The 11,154-nt window shown below is 51.4% G+C and carries 9 protein-coding genes; 2 read left to right on the top strand and 7 right to left on the bottom strand.

The annotated features are described in order from the left end of the window. Window positions 1-103 precede the first annotated feature (103 nt). Window positions 104-556, bottom strand: a complete 453-nt coding sequence (matP, locus tag FDX04_RS04015) for a macrodomain Ter protein MatP (protein WP_042314187.1) — start codon at window positions 554-556, stop codon at window positions 104-106. Between the two features lie 185 nt (window positions 557-741). On the opposite strand from matP, the gene FDX04_RS04010 reads away from it, so the two are divergent. Both FDX04_RS04010 and fabA read left to right on the top strand, forming a co-directional pair. Then, window positions 742-2,502 (top strand): Lon protease family protein, encoded by a 1,761-nt coding sequence (locus FDX04_RS04010; protein WP_137370464.1) that lies wholly within the window; start codon window positions 742-744, stop codon window positions 2,500-2,502. Between the two features lie 68 nt (window positions 2,503-2,570). Beyond that, the gene (gene fabA, locus FDX04_RS04005) at window positions 2,571-3,089 is read left to right on the top strand and encodes a bifunctional 3-hydroxydecanoyl-ACP dehydratase/trans-2-decenoyl-ACP isomerase (RefSeq protein ID WP_003035875.1); all 519 of its coding nucleotides are present in this window, start codon (window positions 2,571-2,573) and stop codon (window positions 3,087-3,089) included. A 115-nt stretch (window positions 3,090-3,204) separates the two neighbouring features. Here the strand turns inward: fabA and rmf are convergent, their stop codons facing one another. From rmf to rlmKL, 6 genes are all read right to left on the bottom strand, one after another. Further along, the gene (gene rmf / locus FDX04_RS04000; RefSeq protein ID WP_003035871.1) at window positions 3,205-3,372 is read right to left on the bottom strand and encodes a ribosome modulation factor; all 168 of its coding nucleotides are present in this window, start codon (window positions 3,370-3,372) and stop codon (window positions 3,205-3,207) included. 246 nt (window positions 3,373-3,618) lie between these two features. Next, on the bottom strand, window positions 3,619-4,182 hold the full coding sequence (gene pqiC / locus FDX04_RS03995) for a membrane integrity-associated transporter subunit PqiC (RefSeq protein WP_137370463.1): 564 nt from the start codon (window positions 4,180-4,182) through the stop codon (window positions 3,619-3,621). After that, complete coding sequence (pqiB, locus tag FDX04_RS03990; RefSeq protein WP_042314193.1) at window positions 4,179-5,819, bottom strand: intermembrane transport protein PqiB; 1,641 nt, start codon at window positions 5,817-5,819, stop codon at window positions 4,179-4,181. Before pqiB ends, pqiC begins: the two co-directional genes overlap by 4 nt. Before the next feature lie 4 nt (window positions 5,820-5,823). Further along, window positions 5,824-7,077 carry a membrane integrity-associated transporter subunit PqiA gene (gene pqiA / locus FDX04_RS03985; protein ID WP_061381846.1) on the bottom strand — a complete coding sequence of 418 codons (1,254 nt, stop codon included), beginning with the start codon at window positions 7,075-7,077 and terminating at the stop codon, window positions 5,824-5,826. Between the two features lie 15 nt (window positions 7,078-7,092). Beyond that, a complete protein-coding gene (locus tag FDX04_RS03980) occupies window positions 7,093-9,000 on the bottom strand; it encodes an ABC transporter ATP-binding protein (RefSeq protein ID WP_042314196.1) in 1,908 nt (635 codons plus the stop codon). Between the two features lie 12 nt (window positions 9,001-9,012). Further along, on the bottom strand, window positions 9,013-11,121 hold the full coding sequence (gene rlmKL, locus FDX04_RS03975) for a bifunctional 23S rRNA (guanine(2069)-N(7))-methyltransferase RlmK/23S rRNA (guanine(2445)-N(2))-methyltransferase RlmL (RefSeq protein ID WP_061381847.1): 2,109 nt from the start codon (window positions 11,119-11,121) through the stop codon (window positions 9,013-9,015). Window positions 11,122-11,154: the final 33 nt, after the last annotated feature.

The raw sequence follows: 11,154 nt of genomic DNA, 5'->3' as shown, positions 1-11,154 counted from the left end.
TCAACCGATCCTTAACTGATCGGTATTGCCGCATCGCGGGGTTTTTTTTATCTGTGTTTTAATCAAAGCACACTACTACGTCACCCATTAAACCACCCTGCCACTACTCTTTTCCCAGCAGTGCCTGTAAATCCTGTTTTAAGGTTGACATTTTATTCGCGTACTTCTCTTTATGCTCCGCATCTTCAATCAGTTGCACAATGGTTTCAGAAAGCGTTTTACCACGCCGCTGGGCAAGGCCTGCTAAGCGTTGCCAAACCATGAATTCCAGATCGATAGATTTCTTTCGTGTATGCTGATGCTCAGCATTAAAATGCCGCTTGCGCCTCGCCCGTATGGTCTGTTTCATACGATTGAGTAGCGCAGGGTTCATGTGTTCTTCAATCCAGGTATTGACCCGAACCGGTTCATTTTCGAGGGTTAGCAATAAATCAACGGCTTCTTTGGCAGCGCTGGCCTCTACGTAACGGGTTATTAATTCCCCCTCACGATGCTTCTTCACCAGGTACTTCCACTTCCAGCCGCTTTCAAGATTTTCAAGTTGTTGATATTTCATTGCGATCTCAATGTTACCGTGTAACTCTTATCAGAATATCAGCTTTTTGAGCAACTGAAGAAAAGAATATCCAGCCTGTGAACTGCCGCGCGTCATCACTTCCGTTTCGCGGTGCTTTCCAGGTGTGTAGTGATGAGGGTTACGGTATAATCTCGTTTTTAACAACAGACTAAAAAACATCAACTTTGACCATTACGAAACTTGCATGGCGTGATCTGGTTCCTGATACCGACAGTTATCAGGAAGTATTTGCACAGCCGCACGTCACTGACGACACCGATACCTTACTTAGTGATACTCAGCCACGTTTACAATTCGCGCTAGAGCAGCTTCTGCAGCACTGGACGACGTCCTCGTTCATGCTGGTAAAAGCACCGGAAGAGCTTGAATACCTTAACCTTATTGCAACTGCTGCACATACACTGCACACGGACGCAGGACGCCTGACTGGGGGTCATTATGATATCGCTGGTCACACTATCCGCTATCGTACAGCGGAAAAAGCAGAAGACAATTTTGCGACGTTAACTCAGGTGGTCAACGCTGACTGGGTTGAAGCCGAGCAACTGTTTGGCTGTCTGCGTCAGTTCAATGGCGATATTTCCCTGCAACCAGGTCTGGTGCATCAGGCGAATGGTGGGGTGTTGGTTATCTCATTACGCACTCTGCTGGCCCAACCGCTGTTGTGGATGCGCCTGAAAGCCATTGTCAGCCACGAGCGCTTTGACTGGGTAGCTTTTGATGAGTCTCGCCCATTGCCTGTTTCCGTTCCGCCGATGCCGCTTAAACTAAAAGTGATTTTAGTCGGGGAGCGTGAATCACTGGCAGATTTTCAGGACATGGAGCCAGAACTGGCTGAGCAGGCCATCTACAGCGAATTTGAAGACAACCTACAGATAGTCGATGCCGAAACCATGACACAGTGGTGCCAGTGGGTAACGCATACCGCCACGCGCAACAATTTGCCCTACCCCGCGCCTGATGCCTGGCAGGTTCTAATCCGCGAAGCTGTGCGCTATACCGGCGAACAGGATACGTTGCCGCTTAACCCCTTGTGGATCATCCGACAGTTCAAAGAAGTGGCCTCGCTATGCGAGAGCGAAACCTGCACAGCGGAACAGTTCAGCCTGATGCTGGCGCAGCGCGAATGGCGGGAAGGATTCCTGGCCGAACGTATGCAGGATGAGATCCTGCAAGAGCAAATCCTTATTGAAACGGAAGGCGAGCGAATTGGTCAGATCAACGCCCTGTCGGTCATTGAGTTTCCGGGTCATCCTCGCGCGTTTGGAGAACCATCACGTATCAGCTGCGTGGTGCATATTGGCGATGGCGAATTCACAGATATTGAGCGCAAAGCCGAGCTGGGAGGAAATATTCATGCCAAGGGGATGATGATTATGCAGGCGTTCCTGATGTCTGAACTCCAACTGGAACAGCAAATTCCCTTCTCGGCCTCGCTGACCTTTGAACAATCATACAGCGAAGTTGATGGTGACAGCGCGTCCATGGCGGAATTGTGCGCATTGATTAGCGCCCTCGCCGACGTCCCTGTGAATCAAAGCATCGCCATTACGGGTTCTGTCGATCAATTTGGTCGGGCACAACCTGTCGGCGGTCTTAACGAGAAAATTGAAGGTTTCTTCGCCATCTGCCAGCAGCGTGAGCTGACAGGTACTCAGGGCGTTATCATTCCATCAGCTAATGTCAGACACCTGAGTCTGCAACCGGCCCTGCTACAGGCCATAGAAGAAGAAAAATTCACTATCTGGGCGGTGGACGATGTAACCGATGCATTGCCGCTATTACTAAATCTGGTGTGGGATGGCGAAGGCCAGACAACGCTGATGCAAACCATCCAGGAACGTATTGCGACAGCAACGCAACAGGAAGGCCGTCATCGTTTTCCATGGCCGCTACGTTGGTTGAACTGGATTATTCCGAACTGATCGGACTTGTTCAGCGTACACGTGTTAGCTATCCTGCGTGCTTCAATAAAATAAGGCTTACAGAGAACATGGTAGATAAACGCGAATCCTATACAAAAGAAGACCTTCTTGCCTCTGGTCGCGGTGAGCTGTTTGGCGCAAAAGGCCCACAACTGCCTGCACCAAGCATGCTGATGATGGACCGTGTCATTAAGATGACCGAAACCGGTGGCAACTTTGACAAAGGTTATGTTGAAGCTGAACTGGATATCAACCCGGACCTGTGGTTCTTCGGATGCCACTTCATCGGCGATCCGGTAATGCCAGGCTGCCTGGGTCTGGATGCCATGTGGCAGTTAGTTGGATTCTATCTCGGCTGGCTGGGCGGCGAAGGTAAAGGCCGCGCGCTGGGTGTAGGCGAAGTGAAATTCACCGGTCAGGTTCTGCCGACCGCGAAGAAAGTTACTTACCGCATTCACTTCAAACGCATCGTTAACCGTCGCCTGATCATGGGCCTGGCTGATGGTGAAGTGCTGGTTGATGGTCGTCTGATCTACACCGCAAACGATCTGAAAGTAGGCCTTTTCCAGGACACTTCCGCGTTCTAATTGCAGACATCAGGCGTTGCGTCGTTGTCGGATGACAGCGTAAGCGCCTTATCCGTTCTGCAAAAAAGGCGAAACCTCCGCTCTGCGGAGGTTTCTTTTATCTAAAGAGACAGAATCAGGCCATTAAAACCCTATCCCCCATGGCTTCTCGCCAGCCTCCCAGCCAGTATGATCTCTGATTCAGCGTCTGATAGGGACACATTTCTTTTGAGCGTCCGGCAATGCCGGCCTGATATCCACGTTGATGTGCCCGTTCCAGGCGATCTCGTTTTTGTCTCTTCATGCCTCGTTTCCCTCATCTTTAGTTCTGGTGGAAAAGAAAACAGTGATTACTAAGTGTGCAATCACACTAAACGAATACCCCTAAACATCAGACTCGTCAATGCGCAAAATTCACGCCAGTGTCATATTTGTGAGCTACCCGCTAAATCATTTGTACAAAAATAATCAGTCATAACAGTTATCTTCACGCAAAAAAAACCGCCCCGGGCAATGAACCAGGGGCGGTATAATTTACAATTATTTAAGCTTAAGGAATGCGTTTCAGCTCTTGAGCAATTGCCGTCGCTTCCTGACTCCAGGCGTTGGCCAGAACTTTTACCATCTCATCGTAGCCGTCCTTGGTCTGCACAGCTTCGATGTGGAATGGGCGTTTGATCAACTGCCCCTGGTGATTCAGTAGCCATTCGCCGCTCACGATAACCTTCCCATCGTACCTACCGTGGAAGCCGGTTACAGTGACGTTCAACGTATCCTGCGTACTTCCCAGTGGCTGCGAAGCGACAACCCAGCCAGGTAATTGCATACTGAGGTTCGTCACCAGCGTATTGCGCAATTGCTGATCTAAAGGACTGGCCCAGAGATTATTATTCGCTATCACATATTGCACATCGCTGGTCTGGTAAACCACCCCATTACCCGCCAGATAGTCCGGCACCGCAATCTGCTCAACCCACAGCAGACGGTTACCCTGATTGGCGGAGCTCTGGACGCCACCTTGCGCGATAGGAAGCTGATAATAGCTTTTATTTTCTCCGCTGGAGCTGCATGACGCCAGCCAGACCGCCATCATCACCACTAGCCACTTTTTCATTGTTTCGCCCTCTTCGGCTCTGGATCTTTTTTGTCCTTCGCTTCAAATACCAGCGCATTGCTCTTATCGTTCAACGTTTTCAGTACTGGTTGCAGTTCGCGCAGTACCTGATCAAGACGCTGCATATCCGCCACCATCTTGTTGTAGGCGGCAGATCCTGGCTGGAAGCCCTGCATGCTACGATTAAGTTCACGCAACGTATTTTGCATATCTGCCGGAAGATCCTGCATTGACTGACTGGACGTGATCTTATTCATGTTATCCAGCGTAGTTTGCAAATGCTTCATCGTACGCTGGCTTTCTGACAACGTATTGGTCGCCTGCTCAATCATCGGGTTCAACGGCAGATTATTAATCTTATCCAGCGCTTCCATTAGACGTTGCTGGATCTGCGCCAAACCGCCACTCACCGTCGGGATAATCTGGTAACCATTAAATTCGCGCACGCCGGTAATCGGCGGTTCTTTCGGGTAGAAGTCGAGATCAACATACAGCGCGCCGGTCACCAGGTTCCCGGTTTTCAGTGATGCGCGTAATCCACGTTTGAGCAATTGCTCCAGATGAGCGCCAACATCAGTGTCCTCGCCCAGCTGTGCTTTCAGGCGTTCTGGTTCGATACGTACCAGCACTGGAATACGATAATCATTGTTAAATACCTGACGCATATTCGGTGAGAAGAAAGGTACTTTGCTTACCGTCCCCAAACGAATACCGCGGAACTCCAGCGGTGCGCCTGGCTGCAAACCACGAATCGAATCCTTAAAGAACATCAGGTAATCAATATGATCCGTATACAGGGAATCCTGAATACTTTTTTGATCGTCATAAAGATTAAACGCGGACTGTTGCCCAACCGGTTCACCTTGTTCTAAGCCTTCTGGCACATCAAAACTTACGCCACCACCAAACAGCGTGGAGAGCGATCCCATTTCTACGCGCATACCTGCAGAGGTAAGATCCACGGCGATCCCGCTGTCTTTCCAGAAACGTACATTGCTGGTCACCAGACGATCGTTAGGCGCATTGATGAAGAGCTGGTAACTGATAGTACGTTTTTGCGCATCAAAGGTACTGGTCTCAACCGAACCCACGCGATAACCACGGAACAATACCGGATCGCCCGGACTTAATTGACCGGCTTTTTTGCTGTCCAGTATCACGCGGATCCCTTTCGCATCTGGCGGTGCCAGCGGCGGTGAGTCCAGTAGTTGGTAATTTTCTAGCTTATTCCCTTTATTGCCGGGCTGCAGTTCAATATATGCCCCGGACAATAGCGTGCCCAGGCCGCTGATACCTTCACGTCCAACCTGCGGCTTAACAACCCAAAAAACAGAGTCTTTATGCAGCAGCTTTTCCATTCCGGAGTTAAGGCGAGCTTTAATCTCCACATGAGTCAAATCATCCGTCAGAGTGGCGCTCTCGACGATACCCACATCGACGCTGCGGCTTTTAATCGTCGTTTTGCCCCCTTCAATCCCTTCGGCATTGGTGGTAATCAGCGTGACTTCCGGCCCTTGATGGCTGTAATGATAAAACAGGACCCATGCGCCAATGAGCGCAGTAACGATTGGGAATATCCACACGGGCGACCAGTTTTTCACCTTCTGCACTTTGGCTTCCCCACTTTTAGATTCCATGCTGTCAGGACTCCTCATGATCTGGTTCTGGTTCACGGTCCCACGACAGACGCGGATCAAATGTCATCGCAGAAAACATTGTCATAATGACGACTAAAGCAAACATCAAAGCACCCATTGCAGGATAAATGTTCATTAACCCTCCCATACGCACCAGCGCAGAGAGTACCGCAATCACAAAAACGTCGATCATTGACCAGCGACCGACAAATTCCACCACTTCATAAATCAAGTGCATACGTTCACTGTCACGTTTGCCGTGCCCCTTGGCATCCCAACATAGCCAGGCAATGGCAATCATTTTCAACGTCGGCACCATAATACTGGCGATAAAGATAACCGCCGCCACCGGATAAGAGCCTTCGCTCCAGATCAAAACCACACCTTCAAGAATCGTTGACGGTAACCTGGAACCGAGCAAATCGGTGATCATAATCGGCAGGATGTTGGCAGGAAGATAAAGCATGATTGACGTGAACAATAACGCCAGCGTCCATTGCAAACTGTTTTTACGACGCACGTAGCCTTTGGTCTCGCAGCGTGGGCACACCCGTTCGTCAGCGGGAAGAATCGCGGTGCAGCAGGAACAAGAACGCAGCCCCTGCCGGATACCGGGCACGCCTGGCTTTAATTCCTGCTTAATGACAGGCATTGGCGCAATATCATCCCACAGCCAACGGCGGTCAACGCACTGGAACGCCCGTAGCTGTAGAACACAAAAGAAACACCATGGGATGAAACTGCTGCCCACGCCGATATCACCATACGCCATCAGCTTAACGAAACTGACCAGCACTCCAGCGAGGAAGATTTCCGCCATCCCCCAGCTTTTCAACTGAAACAGGACGCGCGCCAGTCGGGCCTTTAGCCAGCCGGGCATTTCGGCCCGGTTCACCAGCAGCAGAATGGTCAGTAAACAAAACGCGGGAACCAACTGGACGAATAATAAAAAAAACGTGCCGAGGCTGGCGTAATCTTCTGAGAAAAGCACGCTGGGGATTTCCAGCAACGTCACTTCGCTGCTTACCCCTGCGACGTTCATATTCACAAAAGGGAAGAGGTTTGATAAAAGCAGCATGAACAGCGCTGCTAAAACATAGGCAGTAGGACGCTGCCTTGGCGCGTCCCACTCAACCGTTAACGTAGTGCCACATCGTGGACATGCCGCTTTCTGACCATGCTCCAGGCGCGGTAACGCCACCAGCATGTCACACTGCGAGCACAAAATATGCTTCGCGGCATGGTGATGTTCGCACATATGTGCTCCTTTAAATTATGCGCCATTCTTCAAAGATTCAAGATACTCCCAGCGCTCAAAGGCTTGCTCAAGTTCTTGTTCCGCTTCGTTCAGATTAGCTAAAACCTGTTGCGTTTGCTCGTGCGGCTGACTGAAAAAAGTGGCGTCAGCAACCTGAGCTTGTAATGTTTCCAGCTTAGCTTCCAGTTCTTCAAGCAATGCCGGGAGCTGCTCCAGTTCGCGCTGCAGTTTATAGCTTAGTTTGCTCGTGCCACGTTTGACAATTTCTGCTTTAGGAGCAACAGCTTCCTCTGTTTTTTTCACAACGGGCTGTTTAAACGCCACATGCTGCGATTGCTGGCTGCGCGCGTCATGGTAACCGCCGACATAACGACCAATTTTACCACCGCCTTCGAAGATCCAGCATTCCGTAACGGTATTATCCACAAACTGACGGTCATGGCTCACCAGCAGTACGGTGCCCTGATAGCTGTCAATCAGCTCTTCAAGCAGTTCCAGCGTTTCGACGTCAAGATCGTTCGTTGGTTCATCGAGAATTAAAAGATTACTGGGTTTCAGGAACAAACGCGCCAACAACAGGCGGTTTCGTTCTCCGCCGGAGAGCGCGCGTACTGGCGTCATCGCCCGTTTTGGATGGAACAGGAAGTCCTGCAGGTAGCCCAACACATGGCGTGGTTTACCGTTAACCATCACCTCTTGCTTACCTTCGGCCAGATTGTCCATCACGGTTTTATCCGGATCCAGTTCAGCACGGTGCTGATCGAAATAAGCCACTTCCAGCTTGGTCCCAACATGAATGCGTCCACTGTCTGCCTGCAGTTGGCCTAGCATCAGTTTGAGCAGCGTCGTCTTACCGCAACCGTTAGGGCCAATTAACGCAATTTTGTCGCTGCGCTGCACCTGCGCGGAGAAATCTTTTACCAGTTGCTTACCATCAACCTGATAATCCACATTCTCCATTTCGAAGACAATCTTGCCCGAACGGCTCGCCTCTTCAACCTGCATCTTCGCCGTGCCCATCACTTCGCGACGCTCCCCGCGCTCGCGACGCATCGCTTTCAGGGCGCGAACACGGCCTTCGTTACGGGTACGACGTGCTTTGATACCCTGGCGGATCCAAACTTCTTCCTGCGCCAGCTTGCGATCAAACTCCGCGTTTTGTAACTCTTCTACCCGCAGCGCTTCTTCTTTCTCCAGCAGATACTGATCGTAGTTCCCCGGATAGGTCACCAACTTTCCGCGGTCAAGATCGACAATACGCGTCGCCATATTGCGAATAAACGAACGGTCGTGGGAAATGAAAATAATTGTCCCGTTGAAGGATTTCAGGAACCCTTCCAGCCAGTCGATTGTTTCAATGTCCAGGTGGTTCGTCGGTTCATCCAGCAGCAGTACGCGCGGATTACTCACCAACGCACGGCCCAGCGCCGCTTTACGCAGCCAACCACCAGACAGCGACGAAAGCGCGGCGTTAGGATCCAGCCCCAGTTGCGCCAACACTTCATTAATGCGACTTTCGAGCTGCCACAGATTGTGGTGATCGAGCATTTCCTGAACCCGCGCCATCTCATTCAGATTTCTGTCGCTCGGATCGGTCATTACCAGGCGCGAAATATCGTGGTAACGCTTCAAGTATTCAGCCTGTTCCTCAATACCTTCGGCAACGAAGTCATACACGCTGCCCTCGACGTTACGCGGCGGATCCTGTTGCAGACGCGCGACGACCAGATCCTGCTCATAAATAATACGCCCGTCGTCAAGACCCTGTTCACGGTTCAGGATCTTCATCAGCGTCGATTTACCCGCGCCGTTACGGCCTACCAGACAGACGCGTTCGTTATCCTCGATATGCAGTTCCGCATTATCAAGAAGGGGCGCATCGCTGAACGATAGCCATGCACCATGCATACTGATCAATGACATTTACTTATCCTTTCAGGCTGCGGTAATCAGCCAGCAATTGTGGATCTGACGGTTACGGGCAAAGTCCTGGGAAAGCGTTTTTTGGGTAATTTCTTGTGCTTTTAATCCCAGTTCAGCCAGCCCCTCGAGATCCATACGGAATCCACGTTTGTTGTTGGAGAACATGATCGTCCCGTCTTTACGTAACAGACGTTTTAGATCTTTCATCAACGCCAGATGATCGCGCTGCACATCAAACGAGTCTTCCATGCGTTTAGAATTAGAGAACGTTGGCGGATCGATGAATATCAGATCGAACTGTTCATTGGCATCGCGCAGCCAGCCCAGACAATCGGCCTGAATTAAACGGTGAGCGCGACCGCTCAGGCCGTTCAGACGCAGGTTGCGTTCAGCCCATTCCAGGTAGGTACGTGACATATCAACCGTCGTGGTGCTCCGCGCACCGCCCAGTCCGGCATGAACGCTGGCGCTACCGGTGTAGGAGAACAGATTGAGGAAATCCTTACCTTTACTCATCTGACCCAACATGCGACGCGCAATGCGGTGATCGAGGAACAAACCGGTATCAAGATAGTCAGTCAGGTTCACCCACAGGCGCGCGTTGTACTCACTTACCTCAATGAATTCACCCTTCTCATTCATCTTCTGATACTGGTTTTTCCCTTTTTGACGCTCACGGGTTTTCAGCACCAGTTTATTCGGGGCAATCTCCAGTACTGAGAGCGTAGCGGCAATGATATCGAACAGGCGTTGACGCGCTTTCTGCGCATCGACCGTTTTCGGCGGCGCGTATTCCTGCACCACGACCCAGTCACCGTAACGGTCCACTGCTACGTTGTATTCCGGCAGGTCGGCATCGTACAGGCGGTAGCATTCAATACCTTCCTGACGCGCCCATTTTTCCAGCTTCTTAATATTCTTACGCAGGCGGTTGGCATAATCTTCTGCGACCGTAGCAGGCTTACTGTCGGTGCTAGTTTCTGCAACGTGATAGTTCTTCTGTACGCAATCCAGCGGACCATTTTTCGCTTTAAACTGCTTATCGGCACGTAATTGCAGGCTGCTGAGCAAATCCGGCGAGGCGCTAAACAGGGACAGATTCCAGCCGCCAAACTGGTTTTTCATTGTGCGCCCCAGCAGGCTGTGCAAGGCAATCAGCGCCGGTTCGCTATCCAGGCGTTCGCCGTATGGCGGGTTGCTGATAACCGTCCCGTACGGTCCTTTCGGTAACGGGTTGCTCAGTTTGGCCACATCTTTGACTTCAAACGTCATCAGATCAGCAATTCCGGCGCGACGGGCGTTACTGCGGGCTTTTTCAATTACGCGAGCATCGCTGTCAGATCCATAGAAGTGCGAGGTGTAGTCTGCGAGACCCTTACGCGCGCGCACCTGCGCTTCGGCTTTAACCTCTTGCCACACAGCGTCATCGTGCTGCGCCCAACCGCTGAACCCCCAATATCCACGGTGCAGACCTGGCGCACGATCGGTTGCCCACATTGCCGCTTCAATCAGCAGCGTACCGGAGCCACACATCGGATCGAGTAACGGCGTGCCCGGTTGCCAGCCTGAACGCATCACAATGGCGGCAGCCAGCGTTTCTTTAATCGGCGCCTGACCTGCGCGATCGCGATACCCACGCTGATGCAGGCCATCACCGCTCAGATCGAGCGCAATACTGGCGGTATCTTTATTCAGCCACACGTTGATGCGCAGATCCGGAGATTCCCGATCCACATTCGGACGCGGCAGATTTTTACGGGTAAAGGCGTCGACAATCGCATCCTTCACCTTCAGCGCCCCGTACTGGCTATTACGAATAGTTTCGTTCAGGCCACTAAAATGCACCGCAAATGTAGCGCCCGGATTAAATATCTCTGTCCAGTCGATTGCCTGAACACCGAGGTACAGATCAAGATCGCTGTAGACCTTGCACTCTCCCATCGGCAGGATAATGCGCGAGGCCAGGCGGCTCCACATCAGGCTCTGGTAAACAAGCCGCGTGTCGCCCTTAAAATGGACCCCACCCTGAACGACCTGACACTCCAGCGCGCCGAGGTTTTCCAGTTCAGTTTTTAACAGCTCTTCCAGCCCGCGGGCCGTACTGGCAAACAGAGAATTCATAATGTCACTTTTACTCCGAGAAAATTGCTGCGC

It is taken from the genome of Citrobacter sp. wls615 (assembly GCF_005281355.1).
In the GTDB taxonomy this organism is placed as follows: Bacteria; Pseudomonadota; Gammaproteobacteria; order Enterobacterales; family Enterobacteriaceae; genus Citrobacter; species Citrobacter werkmanii.
Note: the sequence above shows the minus strand (reverse complement) of the source record. Positions and strands in the feature narration are given on the sequence as shown.

Excerpts from the sequence above, each read along its gene's own strand:
- FDX04_RS03980 (WP_042314196.1), bottom strand. The coding sequence starts at position 9,000 with ATGTCATTGATCAGTATGCATGGTGCATGGCTATCGTTCAGCGATGCG.
- fabA (WP_003035875.1), top strand. The coding sequence starts at position 2,571 with ATGGTAGATAAACGCGAATCCTATACAAAAGAAGACCTTCTTGCCTCT.
- pqiC (WP_137370463.1), bottom strand. The coding sequence starts at position 4,182 with ATGAAAAAGTGGCTAGTGGTGATGATGGCGGTCTGGCTGGCGTCATGC.
- pqiA (WP_061381846.1), bottom strand. The coding sequence starts at position 7,077 with ATGTGCGAACATCACCATGCCGCGAAGCATATTTTGTGCTCGCAGTGT.
- pqiB (WP_042314193.1), bottom strand. The coding sequence starts at position 5,819 with ATGGAATCTAAAAGTGGGGAAGCCAAAGTGCAGAAGGTGAAAAACTGG.
- rlmKL (WP_061381847.1), bottom strand. The coding sequence starts at position 11,121 with ATGAATTCTCTGTTTGCCAGTACGGCCCGCGGGCTGGAAGAGCTGTTA.
- rmf (WP_003035871.1), bottom strand. The coding sequence starts at position 3,372 with ATGAAGAGACAAAAACGAGATCGCCTGGAACGGGCACATCAACGTGGA.
- matP (WP_042314187.1), bottom strand. The coding sequence starts at position 556 with ATGAAATATCAACAACTTGAAAATCTTGAAAGCGGCTGGAAGTGGAAG.